The 24394-nt window shown below is 66.3% G+C and carries 25 protein-coding genes and 1 tRNA gene; 20 read left to right on the plus strand and 6 right to left on the minus strand.

Features of this window, described 5'->3' with window-relative positions; translation table 11 throughout:
* From QME71_00745 to QME71_00790, 10 genes are all read left to right on the plus strand, one after another.
* On the plus strand, positions 1-1062 hold the full coding sequence (locus QME71_00745) for an aspartate carbamoyltransferase catalytic subunit (GenBank protein ID MDI6856834.1): 1062 nt from the start codon (positions 1-3) through the stop codon (positions 1060-1062).
* Positions 1059-2411: a dihydroorotase gene (locus QME71_00750; protein ID MDI6856835.1), complete on the plus strand. Its 1353-nt coding sequence runs from the start codon at positions 1059-1061 to the stop codon at positions 2409-2411. Before QME71_00745 ends, QME71_00750 begins: the two co-directional genes overlap by 4 nt.
* Positions 2404-3498, plus strand: a complete 1095-nt coding sequence (gene carA / locus QME71_00755) for a glutamine-hydrolyzing carbamoyl-phosphate synthase small subunit (protein ID MDI6856836.1) — start codon at positions 2404-2406, stop codon at positions 3496-3498. Before QME71_00750 ends, carA begins: the two co-directional genes overlap by 8 nt.
* Entirely contained in the window at positions 3499-3957 is a 459-nt protein-coding gene (locus QME71_00760) for a GNAT family N-acetyltransferase (protein MDI6856837.1), read from the plus strand.
* Positions 3958-3981: 24 nt separating this feature from the next.
* Entirely contained in the window at positions 3982-5115 is a 1134-nt protein-coding gene (locus tag QME71_00765; GenBank protein ID MDI6856838.1) for a hypothetical protein, read from the plus strand.
* A gap of 34 nt (positions 5116-5149) precedes the next feature.
* On the plus strand, positions 5150-5701 hold the full coding sequence (locus tag QME71_00770; protein MDI6856839.1) for a hypothetical protein: 552 nt from the start codon (positions 5150-5152) through the stop codon (positions 5699-5701).
* A 36-nt stretch (positions 5702-5737) separates the two neighbouring features.
* On the plus strand, positions 5738-9079 hold the full coding sequence (gene carB / locus QME71_00775; protein ID MDI6856840.1) for a carbamoyl-phosphate synthase large subunit: 3342 nt from the start codon (positions 5738-5740) through the stop codon (positions 9077-9079).
* Positions 9076-9846 carry a dihydroorotate dehydrogenase electron transfer subunit gene (locus QME71_00780; protein MDI6856841.1) on the plus strand — a complete coding sequence of 257 codons (771 nt, stop codon included), beginning with the start codon at positions 9076-9078 and terminating at the stop codon, positions 9844-9846. The genes carB and QME71_00780 overlap by 4 nt, the downstream gene beginning before the upstream one ends.
* A 13-nt stretch (positions 9847-9859) precedes the next feature.
* Positions 9860-10015, plus strand: a complete 156-nt coding sequence (locus QME71_00785) for a hypothetical protein (protein ID MDI6856842.1) — start codon at positions 9860-9862, stop codon at positions 10013-10015.
* A 302-nt stretch (positions 10016-10317) separates the two neighbouring features.
* On the plus strand, positions 10318-11097 hold the full coding sequence (locus QME71_00790) for a site-specific DNA-methyltransferase (protein ID MDI6856843.1): 780 nt from the start codon (positions 10318-10320) through the stop codon (positions 11095-11097).
* Positions 11098-11127: 30 nt separating this feature from the next.
* Here the strand turns inward: QME71_00790 and QME71_00795 are convergent, their stop codons facing one another.
* Positions 11128-11448, minus strand: coding sequence for a zinc-ribbon domain containing protein (locus QME71_00795; protein MDI6856844.1), 321 nt, complete (start codon positions 11446-11448; stop codon positions 11128-11130).
* Positions 11449-11632: 184 nt separating this feature from the next.
* On the minus strand, positions 11633-12694 hold the full coding sequence (locus tag QME71_00800) for an Mrp/NBP35 family ATP-binding protein (protein MDI6856845.1): 1062 nt from the start codon (positions 12692-12694) through the stop codon (positions 11633-11635).
* 178 nt (positions 12695-12872) lie between these two features.
* Here QME71_00800 and QME71_00805 point away from each other — a divergent pair, with 178 nt between their 5' ends.
* From QME71_00805 to QME71_00820, 4 genes are all read left to right on the plus strand, one after another.
* A complete protein-coding gene (locus tag QME71_00805) occupies positions 12873-13193 on the plus strand; it encodes a hypothetical protein (GenBank protein ID MDI6856846.1) in 321 nt (106 codons plus the stop codon).
* A gap of 177 nt (positions 13194-13370) precedes the next feature.
* The gene (locus tag QME71_00810; protein MDI6856847.1) at positions 13371-14297 is read left to right on the plus strand and encodes a dihydroorotate dehydrogenase; all 927 of its coding nucleotides are present in this window, start codon (positions 13371-13373) and stop codon (positions 14295-14297) included.
* Positions 14298-14406: 109 nt separating this feature from the next.
* Positions 14407-14485, plus strand: a tRNA-Pro gene (locus tag QME71_00815).
* A 31-nt stretch (positions 14486-14516) separates the two neighbouring features.
* Positions 14517-15182: a hypothetical protein gene (locus QME71_00820; GenBank protein MDI6856848.1), complete on the plus strand. Its 666-nt coding sequence runs from the start codon at positions 14517-14519 to the stop codon at positions 15180-15182.
* Positions 15183-15185: 3 nt separating this feature from the next.
* Here the strand turns inward: QME71_00820 and QME71_00825 are convergent, their stop codons facing one another.
* The 4 genes from QME71_00825 to QME71_00840 all read right to left on the minus strand — a co-directional run bounded on the left by QME71_00825 (position 15186) and on the right by QME71_00840 (position 18422).
* On the minus strand, positions 15186-15911 hold the full coding sequence (locus QME71_00825; GenBank protein MDI6856849.1) for a CPBP family intramembrane metalloprotease: 726 nt from the start codon (positions 15909-15911) through the stop codon (positions 15186-15188).
* A 7-nt stretch (positions 15912-15918) separates the two neighbouring features.
* Positions 15919-16740: an arsenite methyltransferase gene (arsM, locus tag QME71_00830; GenBank protein ID MDI6856850.1), complete on the minus strand. Its 822-nt coding sequence runs from the start codon at positions 16738-16740 to the stop codon at positions 15919-15921.
* Positions 16741-16742: 2 nt separating this feature from the next.
* Entirely contained in the window at positions 16743-17147 is a 405-nt protein-coding gene (locus tag QME71_00835; protein ID MDI6856851.1) for a PadR family transcriptional regulator, read from the minus strand.
* 81 nt (positions 17148-17228) lie between these two features.
* On the minus strand, positions 17229-18422 hold the full coding sequence (locus tag QME71_00840; protein ID MDI6856852.1) for a CaiB/BaiF CoA-transferase family protein: 1194 nt from the start codon (positions 18420-18422) through the stop codon (positions 17229-17231).
* Positions 18423-18657: 235 nt separating this feature from the next.
* On the opposite strand from QME71_00840, the gene QME71_00845 reads away from it, so the two are divergent.
* The 6 genes from QME71_00845 to QME71_00870 all read left to right on the plus strand — a co-directional run bounded on the left by QME71_00845 (position 18658) and on the right by QME71_00870 (position 24332).
* Positions 18658-19968, plus strand: a complete 1311-nt coding sequence (locus QME71_00845; GenBank protein MDI6856853.1) for a M20/M25/M40 family metallo-hydrolase — start codon at positions 18658-18660, stop codon at positions 19966-19968.
* A gap of 52 nt (positions 19969-20020) precedes the next feature.
* Positions 20021-20770, plus strand: a complete 750-nt coding sequence (locus QME71_00850; GenBank protein MDI6856854.1) for a 3-hydroxyacyl-CoA dehydrogenase family protein — start codon at positions 20021-20023, stop codon at positions 20768-20770.
* 142 nt (positions 20771-20912) lie between these two features.
* A complete protein-coding gene (locus tag QME71_00855) occupies positions 20913-21737 on the plus strand; it encodes a Sir2 family NAD-dependent protein deacetylase (GenBank protein MDI6856855.1) in 825 nt (274 codons plus the stop codon).
* On the plus strand, positions 21734-22681 hold the full coding sequence (locus tag QME71_00860) for a carbon-nitrogen hydrolase family protein (protein ID MDI6856856.1): 948 nt from the start codon (positions 21734-21736) through the stop codon (positions 22679-22681). The genes QME71_00855 and QME71_00860 overlap by 4 nt, the downstream gene beginning before the upstream one ends.
* Positions 22682-22776: 95 nt before the next feature.
* The gene (locus QME71_00865; GenBank protein ID MDI6856857.1) at positions 22777-23910 is read left to right on the plus strand and encodes a thiolase family protein; all 1134 of its coding nucleotides are present in this window, start codon (positions 22777-22779) and stop codon (positions 23908-23910) included.
* 8 nt (positions 23911-23918) lie between these two features.
* Complete coding sequence (locus QME71_00870; protein MDI6856858.1) at positions 23919-24332, plus strand: Zn-ribbon domain-containing OB-fold protein; 414 nt, start codon at positions 23919-23921, stop codon at positions 24330-24332.
* Positions 24333-24394: the final 62 nt, after the last annotated feature.

Consider the following 24394-nt stretch of genomic DNA (forward strand, 5'->3'; position numbering starts at 1 on the left):
ATGAGCGCTCACCTCCCCGAGAACAGACAGGGACTGAGCGGCATGGCGATAGCCGCGCGCGAGGCGCCCGCCGCCGTGCTGCCGCCGCGGCCCGCGCCCGATATCTGGCGCCACCAGCACGTCCTTGACCTGGACGACTTCACCGTCGAAGAGATCGAACTCGTCATGGAGACTGCCGGCGCCATGAAAGAGGTGCTGGCACGCCCCGTGCCGCGCGTCCCAACGCTCCGCGGCACGACCGTCATCACCCTCTTCTACGAGGCGAGCACACGCACACGCTCCTCGTTCGAGCTCGCGGGCAAGATCTTGGGCGCCGACGTCATCAACATCGCCGCCTCTTCCAGCAGCGTTTCCAAGGGCGAGTCCCTGGTCGATACCGTCCTCACCCTGCAAGCCGTGGGCGCCGACATATTGGTGATGCGGCACTCCCGCTCCGGCGCGCCCTACCTCGCGGCAAGGCACACGCGCGCGAGCGTCATCAACGCCGGCGACGGCTGGCACGCCCACCCCAGCCAGGCGCTGCTCGACCTCTTCACCATCCGCTCCTACCTCGGCGACGCGCGCGGCCGCAAGGTGCTCATCGTCGGCGACATCACCCACAGCCGCGTCGCCCGCTCCAACCTCTGGGGGCTGACGCGCATGGGAGCCCACGTGACCGTCTGCGGCCCGCCCACGCTCTTGCCCGTCGGCCTCGAAGGGCCGCAGGGCGCCGAAGCCGCAAACGAACTCGACCGCCTGCCGCCCGTCGAGATAGAGACTGACCTCGACCGCGCAATCAAGGACGCCGATGTGGTGATGACGCTGCGCTTGCAGTTCGAACGCATGCAGAGCGGCCTCATCCCCAGCATCCGCGAGTACTGCAACCTCTACCAGGTGACAGCGAAACGCCTCGCGAAAGCGCGGCCGCACGCCCTCGTCCTGCACCCGGGGCCTGTCAACGAGGGCGTCGAGATATCGCTGGACGTGGCCCACGGGACGCAATCGGTCATCGAGGAGCAGGTGGCGAACGGCGTGGCAATCAGAATGGCGCTCCTCTATCTCCTGTCGAGGGCGAAAGCATGAGTGATAGCAAGACCAGCGTTTTGATTCGCGGCGGGCGCGTGCTCGACCCCGCGCGCGGCGTCGACATGACCGGCGACGTGCTGCTTCGCGACGGGCGCGTCGCCGCCGTCGCTCCGCAGATCGACGAGAAGGCGGGCAGCATAATCGACGCGGCGGGCCTTGTCGTCTGCCCCGGCTTCGTCGACATTCACTGTCACTTGCGCCACCCCGGCCTCGAATACAAGGAGACAATCGAGACGGGGACCCTGGCGGCGGCGCGCGGCGGCTTCACCACCGTTTGCTGCATGCCGAACACCGAGCCGCCCATCGATACGCGCTCCACCGTCGAGTACGTCCAGCGCGTGGCAGCAGCGACGGCAGCCGTGCGCGTGTTGCCCATCGGCTGCGTCAGCAAGGGACGCCGGGGCGAGGAGCTTGCCGAGCTCGGCGACCTCGCGGCCGCGGGGGCGGTCGCCTTCAGCGACGACGGGAGCCCCGTGTCGGACGCCGCCCTGATGCGCAAGGCGCTGGAGTACTGCCGCGCGCTCGGGCTGCCAATCTCCGACCACTGCGAGGACACTGCCCTCTCCCACGACGGCGTCATGCACGAGGGGTGGGTCGCCGCCCGGCTGGGACTTCGCGGCCAGCCCGCCGCCGCCGAGGAGTCGGCCGTCGCCCGCGACATCGCCCTCGCGGAACTGACGGGCTCGCGCGTGCACATCGCCCATGTCAGCACCGCCGGCAGCGTCGATCTCGTCCGGCGGGCCAAGGTGCGCGGCCTGCCCGTCACCGCGGAGGTGACTCCCCATCACCTCACGCTTACCCATGAAATCGTTATGTCTAGTCTTTCCACCGCCGGCCTCGCCTATGACACGAACGCGAAAGTCTATCCGCCCCTGCGCAGCGCCGACGACATCGCCGCCTGCGTCGAGGGGCTGCGCGACGGCACGATCGACGCCGTCGCCACCGACCACGCGCCGCACGCGCCCGTCGACAAGCTGTGCGAGTTCGACGACGCGCCGGGCGGCATCAGCGGCTTCGAGACGGCGCTGGCGCTGCTGCTGACGCTCGTACACGAAGGCAAGCTCGACCTGCCGACGCTCATCGCGAGGATGACGGCGGGGCCCGTGGCCGCCTTCGGCCTCGACCGGCACGCGGGGCTGGCGGGACTGGGCAGCCTAGCCCCCGGCGCCCCGGGTGACGTCGTGGTCTTCGACCCGAACGCGGAGTGGACGGTGGAGCCGGAGCGGTTCGCCAGCAAGGGGCGCAACACGCCGCTCGCCGGCCGCCCGCTGAAGGGTCTGGTCGTCAAGACGGTGTTCGGCGGCAGGACTGCATTTGCGCGCGACGAGGTGCTGGCTGATGTCTGAGAAGGCGTTCCTGGTGCTGGAGGACGGGACTGTATACGAGGGGGAGCCCTTCGGGGCGCCCGTCGCCGCCCACGGCGAGGTCGTCTTCGACACGTCGATGGCCGGCTACCAGGAGGCCCTCACCGACCCCTCGTTCGCCGGCCAGATACTCGTCATGACCTATCCCCTCGCCGGCAACTACGGCATCAACCGCTTCGACGTCGAATCTAAGCGAATACAGGTGCAGGGCATGGTGGTGCGCGAGCACTGCGACATCCCCAGCCACTGGCAGAGCGAGATGACCCTGCACGAGTACCTGGCGCAGGCCGGCGTCCCCGGCCTCAGCGGCGTCGATACCCGCGCCCTCACGCGAAAGCTGCGCCTCAGCGGCGTGATGATGGGCATTATGTCCAGCGAGGGCGCGCCGGAAGAGGCGCTGAGCCGCCTGCGCGACCTCCCGACCTACGGCGAGACCGACTTCGTGCGGCGCGTCTCCATCGACAAGCCGTACCAGTGGCACGAGCAGCCCGACACCGCGAAACATCACATCGTTGTGATGGACCTTGGGGTGAAGTACAACATCATGCGCCTGCTAGCCCGTCGCGGCTGTCGCGTCACCGCCGTGCCCTGCGCCACCACCGCCGAAGACGTGCTCGCGCTCAAGCCCGATGGTGTCGTTCTCTCGCCGGGCCCGGGCGACCCTGCGCACCTCGATTACGTCGTGCGCTCCGTCAACGGGTTGCTGGGCAAGATACCGGTCTTCGGCATCTGCCTCGGCCACCAGGTGCTGGCGACGGCGTTCGGCGCGCGCAACTTCAAGCTCAAGTTCGGGCACCGCGGCGCCAACCACCCAGTCCGTGACTTGGCGACGGGGCGCGTGTACATCACAGCTCAGAACCACGGCTACGCGGTCGACCCCGACACGCTTTGCGGTGGCACGGAAGTCAGCCATATCAACATCAACGACGACACGGTCGAGGGGCTGCGGCACCGCGAGTTTCCCGTGGTATCGGTACAGTACCATTCGGAGGCGTCGCCGGGGCCGCTGGACAACGTCTACTTCTTCGACCGCTTTCTCGAACTCGTCTCGCAGGAAAAGGCCCGATAGATGACGCAGATTCAGGCCACCTATCGTCGCGCCGGAGCCGAGGACGCGGAAGCGATCGCCGAGGTGATCGCCCGCCTTGTCGAAGAGGCGCACCCCGTCAGCTTCGAGCGCGCGCTTTCGCCCGACCAGGTGCGGGCCTGGCTTTCGCGCCTGGGCGAAGGGGGCGCCGTCTTCCTCTGCCTGGTCGACGGCTCCCTCGCCGGCTTCAGCGCGCTCGACTTCAACACGCAGGAGCCGGACACGGCGACGCTCGGCGTCTGGCTGCTGCCGGCGTACCGGCGTCGCGGGCTGGGAACGGCGTTGGCGGAGTGGGCGCTCGATTTCGCGCGCGACCGCGGTTACCGGCGCATCCGAGGCCGTTTGCCGGCGGGAAACGAGGTGGCGCTCAGCTTTCTTTCGAGCATCGGGGCGCTCGTGCCCATCTACAACCCTGAAATGCGCTTCGAGCTCCCGCTATGATTCGCGAGCGGAGAAGAACGCTTCATGGATAGAATAGTCATAAGAGAGGGTGACCGCGTACGGGTGCTCAAGAGCGCGGGCTACGCCTCGGAACAGGAGCTCCAGGACTTCTTGTTGCGATTCCCCGCCCTGATCCCTCTCGAAGAGGCGGAGGAAGACCCGCTGCCCCTTTTGCCGATCGGGCGGGAGGTGACTCTGGGCTCGGGCTCTGCCGACGTGCTCTTCCTCGACGCGGCGGGCCTGTTGACGCTGGTCGAGACGAAGCTCCGAAAAAACCCCGAGGCGAGGAGAACCGTGGTCGGTCAGACTCTGGAATATGGTGCGAGCCTTTCCGAATTGTCCGCGGAGGATGTAGTGAGCCGCGCCAACGCGTACCTCAGGTCCGGCCACGCCGCAGAGGAATACCGGGCGCTGACCCTGCCAGAGGCTATGACAAAGCTGCTGGAGACGAGCGCGACAGAAGCGGGGCGTGAGCTGCTCCCTCTGAGCGACCTCGAAGCCAGAGTCGGCGAACAGCTTCGCGATGGTCGCATCAGACTCATCGTCGCAGTCGACGACATCTACGACGAGCTGAGAAAGACGGTCACGTTTGTTAACACGCACAGCAGCTTTGGTATCTACTTGCTGCAGCTAGTGCGCTTTAAGGACGATGATGACGCTCGCGACATCTTCGTGCCCCACCTCTTCGGCTACGCCCGCAAGTCCCACTCCCTTCCCCCCGTTTTGGATGAGGAGAAGTTTCGGGAGAAACTGCGAGACTTGCGGGACGAGGAGGACGCACAGATCGTCGAAGAACTCCTCCGGTTCACCGCCGAACGCGACGCCATCGGCTGGGGCAGAGCTGGGGCCGCCGAAGCCTCGTTCTCCTTCTACTACGTTTTCGACGGGCGACGGATATCGATATTCACAGTCACCAGTGGCGGCCACCTTTGGGTGAACTTCGCATGGATGAAGAACAAGATTCCGGCCCAACACATCGATCAGTTTCGGCAAGACCTGAACCGTATTCCCGGCGTTGCGTTCGACGAGAGCGTCCTAAGCGATGACAAGCGCCCTCCCATCAGATTGTGTCTGCTCTCCGGTGACGGTCTCGCTCTCTTTAAGCAGGCAGTGGCCTCGCTTGGCGACGCGATAGGATGGGGCGAAGCGTTGGGCTGACTCAGCGCGGCGAGTCACGCGCGGAAATCAAAACATGCCAGAAGAGACTGACAGCACCGGCTCAGACGATACAGGCTCAGGCGGCCCGCGCCGCTGGGTGCAACGACGCCGCCGGCGGCCCCTCGTCCGCCGCGCCGTCGGCCACATAGAGACGCGCCTCGCCTTCAGCGTCCTCACCCTCAGCACTATGGGCTTCTCCGCTGCCGTCATACTCGCCGCCACGGCCGTCGCCGGCCTGTTCGTCAACCTGGCGCAGGGCGAGGTGATACGCGCGATCGCCTTCTTCATCGTCTCGCTCATGCTGGCTGTTCTTGCAGGGGGCTTCGGCTTCAGCATGGGGTTCATCGGCCTGCCTTTCGTCGGCGAGTGGTTCCTCGAGTGGCAGAATCACGCTATGGGCTGGGGCATCGGCGCCGGAGGATGCGCCTTCCTGGCGGTTCTCCTCTTCCTGACGCCGCTCCCCGCTTACGGAAGCGTCCTCCTCGTCCTGGCCGTCGTGCTGGGCGGTTCGTACCTGCTCGCATATGCGCTTCGGGTCACGCCCCCCGTCACACCGAGCGCCCCATACACACGGAGAAAGCGGTGAAGATGTCGTTTGCAGCAATCGAGAGGTCTGGGTCCATTGGCTGACAAACCGAAGAAGGTGCTCATCATCGGCTCCGGCCCGATAATCATCGGCCAGGCGGCCGAATTCGACTATGCAGGCACACAGGCCTGCAAGGCGATGCGCGAGGAAGGCGTTACCTCCGTCCTCGTCAACTCCAACCCGGCGACGATCATGACCGACGAGGGGATCGCCGACATCGTCTACATCGAGCCGCTTACCGTTCCCGTCCTCACGCGCATCATCGAGCGGGAGCGCCCGGACGGCCTGCTGCCCACGCTCGGCGGCCAGACCGGCCTTAACCTCGCCGTAGCGCTCGCCGAGGCAGGCGTCCTCGATGAATACAACGTCCGTCTACTCGGAACGCCGCTGGAGACAATACAGAAGGCGGAGGACCGCGAGCTCTTCCGGCAGCTCCTGCACGACATCGGCGAGCCTGCCCCCGAGAGCGCGACCGTCACCTCGATGGGCGAGGCCCGCCTCGTCGCCGACATCTTCGGGCTGCCGCTGGTCGTGCGCCCCGCCTACACTCTCGGCGGCACCGGCGGCGGCATCGCCCACACGCCGGAGCAGTTCGAGCAGATCGTCGCCGGCGGCCTGGCCGTCAGCCCCATTCACCAGGTGCTGCTCGAACGCTGCCTCCTCGGCTGGAAGGAGATCGAGTACGAGGTCATGCGCGACGCCGCCGACAACTGCATCACGGTATGCAATATGGAGAACATCGACCCCATGGGCGTTCATACCGGCGATAGCATCGTTGTAGCGCCCAGCCAGACGCTGAACGATAAGGAATACCAGATGTTGCGCTCCGCCAGCCTGCGCATCATCCGCGCGCTGGGAGTGGAGGGCGGCTGCAACATCCAGTTCGCGCTGGCGCCCCGGCCGGAGATCGTGGAGTGGCAGTACAAAGACGCCTCGGCGCCCCCCTACTACGTGATCGAGGTCAACCCCCGCGTTTCCCGAAGCTCCGCCCTGGCCAGCAAGGCCACCGGCTACCCCATAGCGCGGGTTGCCGCCAAGATAGCCGTCGGCAAGCGACTCGATGAGATCGGCAACGCGGTCACCGGCAAGACGAGCGCCGCCTTCGAGCCTGCGCTCGACTACCTCGTCGTCAAGATACCGCGCTGGCCTTTCGACAAGTTCGCCTTTGGCGACCGCCAGCTCGGCACACAGATGAAGGCGACCGGCGAGGTCATGGCCATCGACCGCACCTTCGAGGGGGCCCTCCAGAAGGCCGTGCGCTCACTCGAAGTCGGCAACCGCTCCCTGCTGTGGGAGGACGCGCGCTGGAAGGAGAGCGAGGACAAGGCGGTCGCCCGACGGAAGGGCGCAACAAAGCAGCAGCCCGGCGGCTGCTCCTTCCCGCTGAATGCCAACGACGAACGCCTCTGGGCGCTGATGGCCGCCCTGCGCCGTGACGCCGACCCCATGGCGCTCGCCCGGGAGACCGGCGTCGACCCGTGGTTCCTGTACAAGATGGCGAACATCGTGGCGATGGAGAAACGCCTTCTCTCTGAGCCGCTCACGCCCGATCTGCTGCGCCGCGCCAAGCGCATGGGCTTCTCCGACGAGCAGATCGGTGTCCTCGCCGACCGCCTGACGGAGCAGGTGCGCTTCCTCCGCCGGCAGTGGGACATCCGCCCCGTCTACAAGATGGTCGATACCTGCGCCGCTGAGTTCGATGCCGCCACGCCTTACTTCTACAGCACATACGACCAGGAGAACGAGGCCGAACCCGAGCCTGTGAAGAAGGCGCTCGTCATCGGCGCCGGGCCCATACGTATCGGCCAGGGCATCGAGTTCGACTACGCGAGCGTGCACTCGGTCTGGGCGCTCGAGCAGGCGGGCTACAAAGCGCTCATCGCCAACTCCAATCCCGAGACCGTCTCCACCGACTTCGACACGAGCGACCGCCTCTACTTCGAGCCGCTGGACGAGGAGGGTGTGCGCGACATCCTGGAAAACGAAGGAGGCGACGATTCGCCGCCCCCGTCCATCGTCCAGTTCGGCGGGCAGACGGCGATAAACCTCGCCGGCGCGCTAAGCAAAGCCTCTATGCCCATACTCGGCTCCAGCGCCGAAGCGATCGACCTCGCCGAGGACCGCCGCCGCTTCGAGGCTTTCCTCGGCGGCCTCGGCATCCCGCAGCCGCCGGGCGCCGGCGTCACCAGCCTCGAGGACGCCCTCAACACCGCCGAGGTAATCGGCTACCCCGTCCTTGTGCGCCCCTCCTACGTGCTCGGCGGCCGCGCCATGGAGATCGTCCAGAACGCCACCGAGCTCGTGCGCTTTATGACCGCCGCCGTCCAGCTCGGCAGCGGCAAACCCGTGCTCATCGATAAATACTTCGAGGGCAAGGAGGTCGAGGTCGACGCCATCGCCGACGGAGAGCAGGTGCTCATCCCCGGCATCATGGAGCACATTGAGCGCGCCGGCGTCCACTCCGGCGACTCGATGGCGGTCTACCCCGGTCTGAACCTCACACAAGAAGAGATCGATACGATCGTCGACTACACGGAGCGGATCGGCCTCGCCCTCGACGTTCGAGGGCTGATGAACATACAGTTCGTAATCAGAAGCGACCCCGCTACCGGCGTCTCCTCCGTCTACGTGCTCGAGGTCAACCCGCGCGCCAGCCGCACCGTGCCCTTCATCTCGAAGGTGACAGGCGTGCCAATGGTGAAGCTCGCCGTGAACGTTATGCTGGGCCGCTCGCTGGCCGAGCAGGGATACCGCGGCGGACTCTGGCCGGCGCAGGGGCTCGTCGCCATAAAAGCGCCCGTGTTCTCGATGGCGAAGCTGATTGGCGTCGACACCTATCTGGGACCGGAGATGAAATCGACAGGCGAGGTGATGGGCGTCGATACCAGTTTTCCGGCCGCCCTCGCCAAAGCCCTGCTCTCCGCCGAGCTCATGCTGCCCCCGAAGGGAGGCGTCCTCCTCAGCATCGCCGACCGCAACAAGCCGGAGGCCGTTTCCATCATCCGCCGCCTCATCGAAGCCGGCTTCCGCCTCTACGCGACGGAGGGCACCGCCGCCCTCATCCGCGCCCTGGAGATGCCGGTCGAACAGGTCACCAAGCTCCTCGATCAGAGCCATCCCAACGTTCTCGACGTCATACAGGATGGGCTGGTCGACTGCGTGATCAACACGCCGGAGGGCGGCCAGCCGACAGCGATGCGCGACGGCTTCCAGATCCGCCGCGCCGCCGCCGAGAAGCGCATCCCCTGCTTCACATCGCTCGATACCGCGAGAGCAGCCGTCGAGGCGCTCTTGCGCGGCGGCCAGACCTTCAGCGTCCAGCCGCTCTCCCTCTACCTGCGAAGTCGCGAGATAACAGAGGACATCAGCACCCGATGAATGTCGTCCGAGCGCGCATCGTCAGCAACGAGCGTCTCTTCGGCCGGACGCACCTCGTCTGGCTGCACGCGCCGCCCCTCGCGAAAGGCGCTTCGCCCGGGCAGTTCCTGATGTTCCGCATCCTAAACGGCAGCGACCCTCTCCTGGGCCGTCCCATGAGCTATCACGGCGTTCGCAAAGGGGCCGAGGGCGACGAAGTAGCGCTGCTCTACCAGGTGTGGGGACGCGCAACGGCGCTCCTGGCAAAGAAGGCGCCGGGCGACGAGGTGCTGGCCTGGGGGCCGCTGGGCCGCGGTTACGCCGTCGCGCCGCGGGCGAGGAACCTGCTCCTCGTCGCCGGCGGCATGGGCACGGCGCCCCTCGTCTGGCTCGCCGAGCAGGCGGTCGCGAAGGGCAAGAACGTGAGCTTCATTATCGGCGTGCGGACGGCGGAGCAGACCGCGCCCGTGCGCTCCTTGCCGCCGCAGGCCGAGCTGGTGATCGTCACGGAGGACGGGTCACTGGGGCGCAAGGGTCTGGTGACGGAGCCGTTCGCGGAGTCGCTGTCGTGGGCCGACCAGGTCTTCGCCTGCGGGCCGCGCCCGATGTACGAATCGATGGCGCAGGTGGTCCGGAAAGCGCGCAGCCGGACGCCGGTACAGGTGCTACTGGAGACGAATATGGCCTGTGGAATCGGTTTGTGCTACGGTTGTGCCATCGAGACGCGCCGCGGCGTGAAGCAGGTGTGCCGAGACGGGCCTCGCTTTGAATTGCGGGAGATTTTCTAGAGAGGCGGATGTGATGGAATCGAAGTGCGAGACGTGCGGCATGCGCCTGCGCGCGGAGAAGAACCCGAAGTCGATCATGGCGAGGATCTGGCGCTGGCACACGAAGTGGTGTCCGGGCTGGAAGGCCTACCAGCGTGAGCTGGCCGCGCAGCAGCAAGAGGAGGGCTAGCCACAGCACTGCACCCGAACGCAACCATTCGCTCGTCCATGAGACCAGGGCCGGAGGATTCGAGTCGCAACTCTTGCTTTAGAGCAGCGTCTGTGTGGTGAGTGTAACACGAACGCTTATCTTCCCACCCACCCACCCGCAGACGTGGGTCAAATCAGGGGGGCACCCCCTGAAACCCCCGTCTGAGGGGGCAAGCCCCCTCAGAGCTCCCCCGGTACGACTGCGCCTCAGCGCTCCGGGCGGACTTTTGGTTGAGACGTTGCCAGACGGAGGCTGAGGGTTTCAACCCTCAGAACTGTCCAGTGCTCGCAGAACCTAACGCCAACTCCATCATCGAGGGAGACTGCCTTGAGGTGATGGCCGGCTGGCCGGACGCCTGCATCGACCACTGCATCGCCGACCCGCCGTTCGGGATCGCGTCGGGTCGGGGGCGGCGCGGCAAGAAAGGACTCGGCTGGGCATTCTCCTCCCACGTAACGATGCAGGAGGCCTGGGACCGCTTCTCCCAGGACGACTTCTTCCGGTTCAACGTCCGCTGGCTCTCCGAGGTCTGCCGCGTCGTCAAGCCGAACGGCAACATTCTTGTCTTCGGCACGTTCCACAACGTCTATCTGCTCGGATTCATCCTTCAGCACGTCATGAAGCGGCGCATCCTGAACTCCATCGTCTGGTTCAAGCCCAACGCGCAGCCCAACATCACCGCCCGCACGCTTACGGAGAGCACGGAGCAGATCATCTGGGCCGTCAACGGGACTGCAGAGAAGGCGCGCAAGTGGACGTTCAACTACTGGGACGCGAAAGAGATGGCGGGCGGACGTCAGATGCGCAACCTCTGGGAGCTCCCTGTAACCCCCAAGAAAGAGCGCGAGAACGGCTATCACCCGTCGCAGAAGCCGCTCGCCCTGCTGGAGCGCCTGGTGCTAATTGCGACCCGGCCGGGCGATCTCATCCTCGACCCGTTCGCGGGTACGGGCACACTCGCGCTCGCCGCGCGGCAGCACGAGCGCCGCTGGCTACTCATCGAGAACGATGCGCACTATGTGGAAGTGGCCCGCAAACGGCTCGTTTCCGGCCCGTCCTAGACGCCTAGGGACGGCATCAAGCCGTCGGCGCTAGTAGCGATTGCGCGCCGGCGACCGCTTGGCGAAGCAGTCGCGACAGTAGACGGGACGGTCACCCCGCGGCTCGAACGGGACCTCAGTCTTCTGCCCGCACTCGGCGCACACCGCCGGATACATCTGTCGCGGCGACGAGCTGTAGCCGCCATAACTTCGGCCACCGCCGCGCTCAGACTTGCGGGCGTCACGACAGGACTGGCAGCGCTTGGGCTCGTTCGTGAATCCGCGGCTGGCGTGATACTCCTGGTCTTCAGCCGAGAAGGTGAACGAGGCGCCGCAATCGACGCAGGTAAGGGTTTTGTCTGTGTAGGACACTCGACGACCTCCTTCAGGTCCGCTATTCCTGGTCGTCGAGTGCAAACTGAGATGTGGACTCTGAGTTGCAGTTCGAAGACAGGACAACTACTACTTGCTAAGAACCTTAACACACTTTGCAGCGTTTGTCACGCGGCAAGTCGATTCGCCGTTTTTCCCGAATGCGAACGCGCGTAAGGTGGGACTAGTCGGCTCCGCTGGAGAGGTAGACGACGCTACAGCGGGCAGCCACCCTCTCCGCCAGCGCCCGGAAGACACGCCCCGCCGCCGACTCGGGCGCCATCTCCACTACCGGCACCCCTTCGTCGCCCGCGGCGCGCGTCTCCACGTCCAGCGGTATCTCGCCCAGGAACTCCAGCTCCATCTCCTCGGCGGCGACGCGGCCTCCGCCCTCGCCGAAGACCGCCGTGCGCTTGCCGCAATGCGGGCAGACGAAGTAGCTCATGTTCTCGACGATTCCCAGCACGGGCACGTCCATGCGCTGGAACATCGTCACCGCCTTCGTCGCGTCCTCCAGCGATACCTCCTGCGGCGTCGTGACAATCAACACGCCGCTCAAGGGCACCGACTGCGCCACGCTGAGCGACGCGTCGCTTGTGCCCGGCGGCAGGTCGACCAGCAGATAGTCGAGTTCGCCCCACGACAACTGATGCAGCAGATCGCGGATCGCCCTGTCGATAAGCGGTCCCCGCCAGATGACAGCCGATGCCTTCGGCAGCACGAATCCCAGCGAGCACACCTTCACGCCGTACCGCTCGACCGTCGTCAGCCCGCGCTCTTGTCCCATAAAGCCCGAACGCAGCCCTACCATCAGCGGCACGTTGGGGCCGGTGACGTCGGCGTCCAGCAGCCCGACCCGCGCGCCCGCTTTTGCCAGCGCCACCGCCAGGTTCACCGCCACCGTCGTCTTGCCCACGCCGCCCTTGTTGCTGGCGACAGCGATTACGTGCTTGACGTCCTCTATGGGCTGTGGGCCCTTCTGCGGCGCCGCCGCCCGCACCTCAGCGCCCATCTCCAGCGAAACCGACTTCACGCCCGGTAGCGCCTGCAGCGCCTGCTTCACGTCCGCCTCGATCTTCTCGCGCAGGGGACAGGCGGGCGTGGTGAGAACCATCTTAAGCGAAACGTGCCCGTCTCGCACCTGCACATCGCGAACCATGTTCAAGGACACGAGGTCGCGCCCGAGCTCCGGGTCCTGCACCCTGGCGAGGGCCGCGTAAACATCTTTCTCAGTAAGTCTTGCCATCATGAACGCCTTTTCGATATTGCAGTTTCCACGTCATTATACGCAGCCCGTCGCGCCCGGGCCAGCTTTGTTAATTAATGACCGTTTTATTATATTAAAGCTTGACAGCCTGCCCGCGGGCATGATATTCTTTTCAGTCTGGACACGGACGTGAGGCTAAACGCAAGGAGGTTGGGGGATGGCTAACAGAGGACCCACTACAGAAGAAAAAGCAGTCGAAGAGCAGGCCGGCGTAGGGACGGCAACCTGCGTCCACCACTGGATCATCGAAAGCCCTTCCGGACGCACCAGCGCCGGTGTCTGCAGGATATGCGGCGAACGACGCGATTTCCAGAACTACGTCTCCGACTTCATCTGGGAAGGCGACTCCACGGAGAGCTATCAGCCGGGAGGCTGGCGCAAGCCGGTCACCGAGGTCATCAGACCGACGGGCGACGACAAGGACGAGGACGGATCGTCGTTCGCGTCCCACGAGCGCGCGCCGGAGGTCTTCTTCTAGCGCAATCTGCGGATGGAACAAGGGGCGGCCTCACGGTCGCCCTTTTTTCTTGCTGTGTCGAGGCTCGTCGCATCCCTCGACACGCTCCGGCGCTGCCCCCTATAATTGGCCTGGCCCCGACGTCCTCAGCGCCCCACCGGCGCCGGCGCGGCCCGCAAAGCGCGAATCTGGAGCAGCATGAACCTCTCTGTCGAGATCGGCGGCCAGCGCAAGCAGGCGCTCCTCCTTCAGAACCCGGTGATGACGGCATCGGGTACGTTCGGCATGGGGCTAGAAGCGACGAAGCTGTTCGATATCCAGCGCCTCGGCGCCATCGTCTGCAAGGGGACGACGCTCAGCCCACGCACGGGAAACGCGCAGCCACGCACCGTCGAGACAGCTTCCGGCATGCTGAACACCATCGGCCTGCAGAACGTCGGCGTCGACGCGCTCGTCCGCGATATCGCGCCCGTGTGGGCTGAGTGGCGCGTCCCCGTCGTCGTCAACATCGCCGGCGAGACCGTGGACGAGTTCGCGGAACTCGCCGCCCGCCTGGACGGCGTCCCCGGCGTCAGCGCCCTGGAAGTGAACGTGAGCTGCCCCAACGTGGCGGTCGGAGGCATGCTCTTCGGCCAGGACCCGAAGCAGGCGGCGGCGGTCACGAAGGCTGTGCTGCGCAAGACCACCCTCCCCGTCATTGTCAAGCTCACCCCGAATGTGACCGACATCGTCGAGGTGGCGCGGGCGGTCGCCGACGCCGGCGCCGACGCTGTCTGCCTCATCAACACGCTGCAGGCGATGGCCATCGACGTCCGCTCGCGACGTCCCGTTCTCTCCACCGTCTTCGGCGGGCTCTCCGGCCCCGCGATCAAGCCGCTGGCACTGCGCGCGGTGTACCAGGTCGCGGCCGCGCTCGACATCCCGATCGTCGGCTGCGGCGGCATCGCGAGCGGCGAGGACGCGGTCGAGTTCCTGCTCGCGGGCGCGACGGCTGTCGGGGTGGGCACCGCGACGTTCATGAACCCGCTGGCGCCGCTGGAAGTGCTCGAGGGGCTGGAGCGCTACCTCGCGGAGTCCGGCGTGGAGGACGTGCGCGAGCTTGTGGGCGCCGCCCACACACGCTGACCCCCAGGACCGGGACACATTCACCGCATCCCCTTAACCCCCCGCCTGCGCCGGATGGCATCCGCGCTGCGTGCGGTCTATAATTTAGGGCGGTGCACCTGTCCCGCGTCGGGGTGTAGCTCAGTCAGGTTTAGAGCGCTTGGTTTGGGACCAAGAGGTCGACAGTTCGAATCTGTCCACCCCGACCACCGTCCTCATTTAGTCCTCTGGAGGCGCGAAATGAACCTCAGCCAGCAGGAGCGGCGAGCCCGCATCAGACTCAACCGTCCCTTCGCCAAAGCCGTCGAAAAGCTGCGCTCCGACGCCCTCTCCCGCCCCGACTACGACCCCGCCCAACTCTTCGCCTGGGGTCAGATGATGGCCATCGGCCTCCTCGAAATGCTGAAGGCCGTCGAGGCCCGCTTCGGACGCGAGGGCCAGGAGGTCTGCACTAAAGCCCTCGCAGACGTCGGCTACCGCCTGATGAAGGAGGGCATGGAGGGCGTCGAGGAAACGGGGGGACTGTCCGACATCGAAGCGATCTCCCTCGTCGCCACCTGGATCAACGAGCAGCTCTACGCCTCCGTCGAGAAGCCCAGCATCGACGGCCCCGACGCCGCGTCGTTCCACATACTCTGGTGCCCCCATCAGGACGTCTACGGCCCCTTCGACTGCCGCGTCCAGCGCTACCTTGTGGAAGGGATGATGCGCGCCGCCCAGGAGCGATGGGGCGCCGGGGGAGAGGGCGGATTCGGCGGCTTCAACGTCCGCTGCGACGCCACGATTCCCGCCGGGGCGCCCACGTGCCATTTCAGCATCTGGCGCGCGCAGCAGGGCGAGGAGAACGCCTGGACAAGCTACTCCAGGCAACTGGAGGAGCGAGCGCTCGAACGGCGCGAGAAGTAGGCGCTATGCCCGCGCCCACACCGCCAGCGACATCAGCGCCACCGTCAGCCAGTGCACCATGAACGGCCCCGCGATGTGGCCGGTGCGGAGGCGCAGGAACGCGAAGACCAGCCCGCCGAACGCCGTCCCCGCGAGGCAGAGCGCAATGACCGGCGGCAGCAGCCACCGGATATCGACGAAATCGCTCTCTATGACCGTGCGGCTGGTAATCACGCCGTGCCACAGCCCGAAGACCGCGCTTGACAGCCAAACCGCCCGCAGCTCGCTTGAGGCGGCGGCGACCTTCGCGTAGAGGACGCCGCGGAACGCCGCCTCCTCGAAGAACGCCGTGCCCAGCGGCTCCCACAGCGCCATCCGCAGCGCGAACGCGCCCGCCGACAGCTCCCCGATGTCGCCGTACTCGATGGGCTCCCCCGTGACGGACGGCGCGACGGACAGGAACGCGACGGGGGTCGCCGCCAGCAGCACGGCGAAACCCGTCCCCAGCGACGCGCTCCGCCACACGTTCGCGCCCCCGAACCCGAGCGACGACCAGGAAAAGCCGCTGATACGGACCGCCTCGAACAGGAGGAGCGTTAGCAGCGCCAGGTTAGCGATCAGCAGGTAACGCGAGCGCAGCTCCCAGGGGACCAACGAATTGAGGTTGCCGTAGGCGAGCAGCAGCACCGACAGCGCGAGCGGGCCCCACCACTGTCGCGTTGCGGGAGCGGGCGCCTCACGGGCACCCAAGAGCGCGTCAGCCGCGCGCCTTCTCCGCGGCGATGTAGCCGCTGAAGAGGTTCCCGACCGGTGTTTCCGCATCCCCCTTCCGCTCCACGCGCGCGTTCTGGAAGCCGGCGGCCCGCAGCTTCGATACGTACGCTTCTTCCGTCAGCGCGCCCGCCACGCAAGCCGTCCAGCTTTCGAGGTTGCTGCGTTCCTCCTCGCTGGGCTCGCGCGTCCACACGATGTCGGATACCCGCAGCCTCCCGCCCGGCCGCAGCACACGGAAACATTCGCGAAGAACTGCGTCCTTGTCCGGCGAGAGGTTAATGACGCAGTTGGATATGATCACATCGAAGGAGTTGGAAGGGAACGGCATCTGCTCCATCTCGCCGAGCCAGAAGCGCACGTTTTCGGCGCCCACGCGCTCGGCGTTGCGGCGCGCCAGTTGCACCATCTCGACGCTCATGTCCAGCCCGTAAACAAGGCCGCTGCGGCCCACCTGCCTGGCGGCGAGAAAGCAGTCCAGGCCGCCACCGCTGCCGAGGTCGAGCACGCGCTCGCCCTCCCGCAGCTCGGCGATCGCCATCGGGTTGCCGCAGCCGAGCGAAACCAGCGCCTCTTCCGGCAAGTCTTTCAGCTCCTCGCTCGAATAGAGGTGCCGCGCCATATTCAGGTCGGCCTCCGCGGGGGCATCCGAACCGCAGGCGCAGCTCGACGTTTCGCTCGTCGGGGGCTCAGCCGGCCCGCAGCACGACGCCTGCGACGCCTCCAGTTCGTCCAGCAGCTTGCGCGCGTGCGCCCCGTACCTGGCCGCGACCGCCCGCTTGATCTCTTCCGCCCCGTTCTCCTTCATCTCTACACCCTTTCCTTCGTCAATGCACCTGACTCGTCCGCCGTCGCGGGGCAGCATTTGAGCGCCTCGTTCACAGCCTCGGCCAGCGGACCAAGCATCCGCTGCCAGGCCAGCGCCGCCTCGCGATAGGCCTCCTCGCCCTTCTCCGTCAGCGAGCAGACCTTGCGCCGTCTGCCGCCCACCGTCACCTCGCGGCAGACGACCTGTCCCTCGGAGATGAGATCGTGGAGCGCGGGGTAGATCATGGCGTCGGTAGGCTGGCAGCAGCCGGCGCAGGCGTCCCTGATTGCCCGCGCCAGCTCGTAGCCGTGCATCGGCCGCTCGTGGAGGCCGGCGAGGAGGAAGAAGCGCTGGACGCTCCGGTTTATGAGCATTTCCCAGTAGCCGTTCTGCTCCCTCTTCTCCATCCGCCTCAATACTCCGCGAAGATATGTATATCCTAGCTAGGTATGCTCCTCTCGTCAACCCCCGCCGCGCACCCTCTTCGCCTAAATGATCTCCAGCCGCCGCAGCTCTTCGATCTCGGCGTCGCTCAGCCCGAGAAGCTCCGCCAGCACGTCCGCCGTGTGCTCCCCGAGTTCGGGTGAAGGCCCTTTGATCCCGCCCGGACTGCGTGAGAGTTTGATGGGGGTGTTCGGCAAGGGCATCTCGCCGATCTTGGGGTGGCGGACGGGTACCAGCATCTCGCGCGCTTTCACCTGTGGCTGCGCCGCCGACTGCGCGATATCGTTCAGCGGACCGCACGGCAGCCCTATGGCGTCGAACTCCCGCACCCATTCCGCCGTCGTCTTCCGGCGCAGCGCCTCGCTGAGCAGCGGCTCGAGCTCCGCGTGGTGCTCGTTGCGGGCCTGCGGCGAATCGAACCGCGGGTCGTCGATGAGGTCTTCGCGCCCTATCGTCACCAGCAACAGCTCCCACTGGCTCTCCACACCCCAGCTCAGCGCCAGGACGATGTAGCCGTCCTTCGTGGGGAAGGCCTGGAACGGCGTCGCCAGGGGATGGCGCGTGCCGAGCGGCTTCGGCACCTCGCCTGTCGCGAAGTAGCGCACGAACGCGTTCTCCAGCACCGCGATCTGGCAGTCGAGCATCGACACGTCGACCATCTGCCCCAGACCGCTGCGCTCGCGTTCGTGCAGCGCCGCCAGCACGCCGATGACGGTGAAAAGCCCGGCCGTGATGTCGCCCAGCGACGCGCCCGGTCGCACGGGCCTGCCGCCGGGCTCGCCGGTGATGCTCATGATGCCGCCCATGCCCTGCACAACGATGTCCAGCGCGGGGCGCAACCGCTCCGGCCCCGTCTGCCCGAAGCCGGACGTCGCGGCGTAGATGAGGCGCGGGTTGCGCTTCTTCAGGACGTCGTAGCCGAGGCCGAGCGCTTCCATCGTGCCGGGGGTGAAGTTCTCCATCACCACGTCCGCCTTTTCCACCAGCCGCAGGAACAGCTCCCGCCCGCGCTCGCTCTTGAGGTCGAGGGTGACGCTCCTCTTGCCGCGGTTTATGCTGAAGAAGTAACAGCTTTCGCCGTTGACGAACGGCCCGGTGGCGCGCGCCACGTCGCCGATGGGGCGCCGTTCTATCTTAACCACGTCGGCGCCGAGGTCGCACAGCACCATGCTGGCGAAGGGGCCTGCCAGCACCCACGTCAGGTCCAGTATGCGTACGCCATCGAGCGGCCCGCTCATCGCTGCCCTCCGAAGCGTCTCATCCGAAGCTGTTCAACACTCAGTTTGGCACCGTCCGGCCATGGCGTCAATTTGCCGCGTGCCCACGCCTCGTCCTTCAAGGCGCGGTACGGGGAACCACGACAGCTAGCGACCGCATCCGCTCAATCCGCTCCCCATCGCAGACAGGCTGTTGACCCCAGCCCGGCAGGCGCTATGATTCGCGTAGCCGCATCCGCCTGCGGACAGAGGCGCCATGACGACATCTCCGGCCATCGACTGGGAAGAGGTGACGAGGGAGGCCATCGACCTCCTTTCGCGCTACATCGCCATCGACACCAGCAACCCGCCCGGGCGCGAGCAGGCCGCCGCCGACTTCCTGAGCGCCGTCTTGCGCGAGAACGGCATCGAATGCGAGGTCTTCCCCCTGCCCGACGGCCGCGCCAACCTGGCGGCGCGCCTGCCCGGCAGCGGTCGCAAACCGCCGTTCGTCCTCCTCAGCCACATGGACGTCGTCCCCGTTCAGCGAGAGTTCTGGCAGGAGGACCCGTTCGGCGGCGTGGTGAGGGACGGCTTCGTGTGGGGCCGCGGCGCCGTCGATATGAAGGGCATGGGCGTCATGGAGCTGATGACGCTCCTCCTGCTGCGACGCCTCGGCCTGCCCCTGAGCCGCGACGTCCTCTTCGTCGCCGCCGCCGACGAGGAAGCGGGCGGCGAGGCCGGCATCGAGTGGCTGGACGCGAACCACCCCGAGCTGTTCGACGTCGAGTACGTGATCAACGAGGGCGGCTACGGCAGCAAGGAGATGTTCGGCGTCAAGCGGCCGGTGTTTAGTTGCTCGGTCGGCGAGAAGGGCCCGCTGTGGCTGCGATTGGTGAGCGAGGGCGCGCCGGGGCACGGCTCCGTGCCCCACCGCGACAACTGCGTCGAAAGGCTGGTGCGCGCGCTCCATCGAATCCAGGAATGGGAACGTGAGCCCGAACTGCTGCCGGCGCTGCGCCCTATGTTCGATCTGCTCCAGGAAGCGGGGATGATCAAGGGCGATCTGTCGAACGAGACGCTGCGCGAGCTTGCCGCCAATATCCCGCTCCTCAAGGCGCTCCTTACCGACACCATAAGCACGACGATGGTGAACGCGGGCGTGAAGGCGAACGTCATCCCTGCCCGGGCGGAGGCCGTGCTCGATTGCCGCCTCCTGCCAGGCCACGAGCCCGACGCCTTCATCGAACAGCTGACCGCCGTCATCGCCGACCCCAAAATACGCATCGAAAAAATACTCGAATCGCAGACGCCGATATCGCCCGTCGATACGGAGCTATTCGAGACGATACGCGAGGTCGCAAAGCAGCAGGCGCCGGAGGCGCTCCTGCTGCCCTCCATCGCCTCCGGCTTCACCGATTCGCGCGCCTACCGCCGCCGCGGCGTCGTCGCCTACGGCTTCATCCCCGCGTTGCTGACCATGAGCGAGCTGGCGTCGGCGCACGGCCACAACGAACGCATCTCCATAGAAAACCTGCGCCTGGGGACGCAAATACTCTTCGAAGTCGTCAGGCGCATGTGCGCTTAGGACATCAGAGACTGTAGACGGTAAGAGAACCAGCGGAAACGGGAGGACTGCAATGAAGCCTGAAGAGATCAAGACGATAGGCGTGCTGGGCGGCGGCGTAATGGGCGGCGGCATCGCGCAGGTGCTGGCCGTCGCCGGCTACGACATCGTCCTGCGCGACCTGAACGACGAGCTCCTCGAAAAGTCGCGCAACACCATCGCCGAAGGGCGCTTCGGACTGCGCGGCGGCGTCGAGCGCGGCAAAATCACGCAGCAGCAGATGGACGAAGCGCTCGCCCGCATCAAGTTCACGACGAAGGTCGAAGACCTGCGCGACGTCGATCTCCTCATCGAGGCGATCCCGGAAGACCTGGAGTTGAAGAAGAAGGTATTTGCGGAACTCGACGCCCTGCTCCGGCCCGACGCCATAATCGCCACCAACACTTCGGGCTTCGCCATCGCCGATCTGAACGTGGCCGTCTCCAACAAGTCGCGCTTCGTCGGCATGCACTGGTTCAGTCCGGTGGCGGCGATGAAGCTGATCGAGATCATCCATGCGCCGGAGACGTCGGAGGAAACGGTGACCGCCCTGGAAGCCGTCGGGCAGCGGGCGGGCAAGGTGACAGTGCGGGTGAAGGACGCGCCCGGCAACTACGGCTTTGTCGCCAACCGCATCTACTTCGCGGCGGTCGCCGAAGCGCGGAAGGTGCTGGAAGAGGGGATCGCGAGCGCGGACGACATCAACAAGGCGATGATGTACGGCTTCAACTGGCCGGTCGGGCCCCTAGCGATGAGCGCGGGCGCCCGCAGCGGCTGGCAGTAGCCCGGGCTCAATGGTCCGCTGAACGTCCCATCCGTTTATCCGCTTCCCTTCCGTTGACCGGCCGTCCGCCCCCTATTGAGACGGAATCGGCGAAACGTTATCATGAGGGCTCGGGAGCCGGTCCCGGAAGGAGGGCGTCGAGATGGCCACCAACGATCCGCTCGAACAAGCGCTCGACGACGCCGCGCGCATTATCGCCGGGTCCACCTACGTCGTCGCCCTCGTCGGCGCTGGCATCTCCGTCGAGAGCGGCGTGCCGCCCTTCCGCGGCCCTGGCGGACTGTGGACGAAGCTCGGCGAACCGGCCATGAACGGCTACCAGAAGTTCATCGCCGACCCAACGGCCTGGTGGGCGGAACGCCTCGGCCCCCGTGACGAGCTGTCCGAGTTCATAAAGGCGATGGACGCCGCCCGGCCCAACGCCGCCCACTTCGCGATGGCCCAGATGGAAAAACTCGGCTTCCTCCAGCACGTCATCACCCAGAATATCGATAACCTCCACCACGAGGCCGGCAGCGAATCGATAACGGAGATCCACGGCAACCGGCTGAAGCTCCGCTGCATCGCCTGCAACCACCGCGTCCCCCTCAAGGAGTTTCCCATCGAAGAGATCCCGCCCCGCTGTCCGCAGTGCGCGGGCATCATGAAGACGGACACGGTGATGTTCGGCGAGCCTATTCCCGTCGACGCACTCGAATCGTGCCGGTACCACACCAGCCTCTGCGATTGCATGCTCCTCGTAGGCACGTCGGCCGTCGTGTATCCCGCGGCCGAATTTCCGGTAATCGCTGCCCGCAAGGGGGCGCCGCTGGTCGAGGTTAATCCCATGGAAACCGCGCTTTCCGGCATCTGCTATGCCGTGCTGCGGGCCCCCGCGGGAGAGGTCATGCCCAGACTTGTAGAACGCCTCTGCCAACTTACCGGCAAGGAGCCACCGCCGCAGCAGGGGGCCGAAGGGACCCGATGACACAAGAGACCGTCACCCTCGCAGTCGCGGCCATGACCACCGTCCACGACACGGCGAAGAACCTCGATAAGTACGCTTCACTCGTGCACGAGGCCGCCGCCAGACACGCCCGCCTGCTCGTCCTGCCGGAGCAAACGCTTCAGGGCTACCTCTATCACCTCAACCACGAGGTGTCGATAGACGAGGCGAACTACCACTACGACGCCGCGGAGCCGGTCCCCGGCCCGTCGACGCGCAAGGTCGCGGCCATGGCGCGAGAGGCGGGCATGTACATCGTCTTCGGCATGACGGAGCGCGTAGACGTCTCCAGCTCGGGCGTGCTCTACAACTCCGCAGTTCTCGTGGGGCCCCGCGGCGTCGTCGGCGTCTATCGCAAGGTGCACGCGCCCGGCGACGAGTACCACATCTTCCGCCAGGGCAGAGACTGGCCCGTCTTCGACACGGAGATCGGGAAGCTCGGCATTCAGATCTGTTACGACCTGCGCTTCCCCGAGGCCTCGCGCGAGCTCGCGCTGCGCGGCGCCCAGATACTCGCCCTGCCGACCGCATGGCCCAAGATCAGAGGCGACCTCTACGACCTCTTCGACCGCGCGAGGGCGGCCGAGAACGAGTGCTGGTTCCTCTCCGCCGACCAGGTCGGGGCGTGCGACCAGGGCAAGCTTGTGTTCTACGGCCACAGCCGCATCATCGATCCCCTGGGAAACGTGCTCGCCGATACGGGCGAAGATGAGGGCGTCGCCTTCGCCGAAGTGCCCGCCACCAACCTCAAGCGAAGGCAGCTCGGCCCGATGAATTTCGTCCGCGACCGCCGCCCCGAGACCTACAGCACACTCGCCAGCGAGGAGATCTACCACCCGGCCGTTTCCGAGCCCGGCGGCCATGGGTCGGCCTCCAGACGACCGGCGCGCCGGGCCCGCCGCGAAGCGAGGGGCGAGCGCCGTTGAGACTGGACACCCTTGAGCTACTGCGCGAGGAGACGCCCCGGCAAACGGAGAGCATTAGGGGGAAGGCCGCCATCGCCGGGCTGGGAATCACCCCCATGGGCCGCATCTACGGCCGCGACGTCGTCTACTTCGCGAAAGAGGCGGTGCGCCTGGCAATCGAAGACGCCGGGCTGCAAAGGGAAGACATCGACGGCCTGCTGATAAACCCCGGAACGACGCCTCTGGGCGGGTTTGCTGGCCTCGCCTTACAGGGCGCCCTCGGTCTGGGCGACCTGCGCTTCGTGAACTCGATGAACATGGGCGGCGCCACCGCCATAAGCATGGTGCAGTTCGCGGCGATGGCAGTCGTTCACGGCCTGGCCAACTACGTCGTATGTGTCTTCGCCGACGCTCCTCTGCGCGAAGGGCGCGGTGGCAGCGCAGCCTACGGCGGGTGGGCGCCGGCCCTGCAGCCGCGCGGCCTCTCCGAGCTGTACCTCGCCTACGGCCTCTTCGGCGTGAACGCGCCCTACGCCCTCGCCGCCCGCCGTCACATGGACCTCTACGGCACGACAAACGACCACTTCGGCGCCATCGCCGTCGCTGAGCGACAGTGGGCGGCGATGAACCCGCTGGCGCAGGAGCGGGAACCGATCACGATGGAGGACTATCACAACTCCCGCTGGATCGTCGAGCCGCTCCACCTGTACGATTGCTGCCTCGTCTCTAATGGGGGCGTAGCCGTCATCGTCACCACGGCGGAGCGGGCGCGCGCGCTGCGCCAGCCGCCCGTCTACATCCTCGGAATGGGCCAGGGCCATCGCGGCGTCCTTAGCCGCCCGGACTGGGACGCCGACACCGTGACCGGCGCCGCCATCTCCAAAGAGATCGCCTTCCGGATGGCCGGCATCACGCTCAACGATATTGACATCTGCGAGCTGTACGATTGCTACACTTACACGGTGCTTGTGTCGATCGAGGACTACGGCTTCTGCGAGAAAGGCGAGGGCGGGCCCTACGTCGCCGACGGAAAGCTGGGCCCGGGCGGCACACTCCCCACCAATACCGGCGGCGGCATGCTCTCCGGGTACTACATGTGGGGGATGACCCCCCTGTCGGAGGCCGTGATCCAGGCGCGCGGCCAGGGCGGCGAGCGCCAGGTCCCCAAGCGCGACGTCGTGCTCGTCGGCGGCAACGGCGGCATCCTCGAGCATCACTGCACGCTTGTCCTGAGCCCGCACCCATCCTGAGGCCGCAGATGACCGAATACAAGAAGCCGGTACCGCTGCCCGGTCCCATCTCAGAGCCCTTCTTCGAGGGGGCGAAGCGTCACGAGCTCATGCTCATGCGCTGCTTATCCTGCGGCGCCTACCGCCTCGCCGAGCGTCCCTCCTGCCCCGAGTGCTGGTCGGACGACTACGAATGGGTGAAGGGGAGCGGGCGCGGCAGCATCTACAGCTACGTCATCATGCACCAGCAGCTACATCCTGCGTTCGCCGATGACATACCCTATAACGTAGCGGTTGTCGAACTGGAAGAAGGGCCACGCATGGTGAGCAACATCGTCGGCTGCGGGAACGAGGAGCTTCGCGTGGGCCAGCCGGTCGAAGTGGTCTTCGACGCGATCACCGAAGACTGCACCATCCCGCGCTTCCGTCCCCGCTCTGACTGACGGTCGAACGTCGAATGCGCCCTTGCCCACTGCCGCCGGCTGCCGCACCTGCCGATTCTACT

Source organism: Dehalococcoidia bacterium, from assembly GCA_030018455.1.
GTDB lineage: Bacteria > Chloroflexota > Dehalococcoidia > DSTF01 > JALHUB01 > JASEFU01.

Bases quoted from the DNA above. Each gene is read 5' to 3' on its own strand.
- QME71_00750 (MDI6856835.1), top strand. From the start codon at position 1,059: ATGAGTGATAGCAAGACCAGCGTTTTGATTCGCGGCGGGCGCGTGCTC.
- QME71_00835 (MDI6856851.1), bottom strand. From the start codon at position 17,147: ATGGAGAAGAGGGAGCAGAACGGCTACTGGGAAATGCTCATAAACCGG.
- carA (MDI6856836.1), top strand. From the start codon at position 2,404: ATGTCTGAGAAGGCGTTCCTGGTGCTGGAGGACGGGACTGTATACGAG.
- QME71_00745 (MDI6856834.1), top strand. From the start codon at position 1: ATGAGCGCTCACCTCCCCGAGAACAGACAGGGACTGAGCGGCATGGCG.
- QME71_00760 (MDI6856837.1), top strand. From the start codon at position 3,499: ATGACGCAGATTCAGGCCACCTATCGTCGCGCCGGAGCCGAGGACGCG.
- QME71_00855 (MDI6856855.1), top strand. From the start codon at position 20,913: ATGGCCACCAACGATCCGCTCGAACAAGCGCTCGACGACGCCGCGCGC.
- QME71_00765 (MDI6856838.1), top strand. From the start codon at position 3,982: ATGGATAGAATAGTCATAAGAGAGGGTGACCGCGTACGGGTGCTCAAG.
- QME71_00770 (MDI6856839.1), top strand. From the start codon at position 5,150: ATGCCAGAAGAGACTGACAGCACCGGCTCAGACGATACAGGCTCAGGC.
- QME71_00860 (MDI6856856.1), top strand. From the start codon at position 21,734: ATGACACAAGAGACCGTCACCCTCGCAGTCGCGGCCATGACCACCGTC.
- QME71_00780 (MDI6856841.1), top strand. From the start codon at position 9,076: ATGAATGTCGTCCGAGCGCGCATCGTCAGCAACGAGCGTCTCTTCGGC.
- arsM (MDI6856850.1), bottom strand. From the start codon at position 16,740: ATGAAGGAGAACGGGGCGGAAGAGATCAAGCGGGCGGTCGCGGCCAGG.
- QME71_00850 (MDI6856854.1), top strand. From the start codon at position 20,021: ATGAAGCCTGAAGAGATCAAGACGATAGGCGTGCTGGGCGGCGGCGTA.
- QME71_00800 (MDI6856845.1), bottom strand. From the start codon at position 12,694: ATGGCAAGACTTACTGAGAAAGATGTTTACGCGGCCCTCGCCAGGGTG.
- QME71_00845 (MDI6856853.1), top strand. From the start codon at position 18,658: ATGACGACATCTCCGGCCATCGACTGGGAAGAGGTGACGAGGGAGGCC.
- QME71_00865 (MDI6856857.1), top strand. From the start codon at position 22,777: ATGGGCCGCATCTACGGCCGCGACGTCGTCTACTTCGCGAAAGAGGCG.
- QME71_00870 (MDI6856858.1), top strand. From the start codon at position 23,919: ATGACCGAATACAAGAAGCCGGTACCGCTGCCCGGTCCCATCTCAGAG.
- QME71_00840 (MDI6856852.1), bottom strand. From the start codon at position 18,422: ATGAGCGGGCCGCTCGATGGCGTACGCATACTGGACCTGACGTGGGTG.
- QME71_00785 (MDI6856842.1), top strand. From the start codon at position 9,860: ATGGAATCGAAGTGCGAGACGTGCGGCATGCGCCTGCGCGCGGAGAAG.
- QME71_00820 (MDI6856848.1), top strand. From the start codon at position 14,517: ATGAACCTCAGCCAGCAGGAGCGGCGAGCCCGCATCAGACTCAACCGT.
- QME71_00810 (MDI6856847.1), top strand. From the start codon at position 13,371: ATGAACCTCTCTGTCGAGATCGGCGGCCAGCGCAAGCAGGCGCTCCTC.
- QME71_00805 (MDI6856846.1), top strand. From the start codon at position 12,873: ATGGCTAACAGAGGACCCACTACAGAAGAAAAAGCAGTCGAAGAGCAG.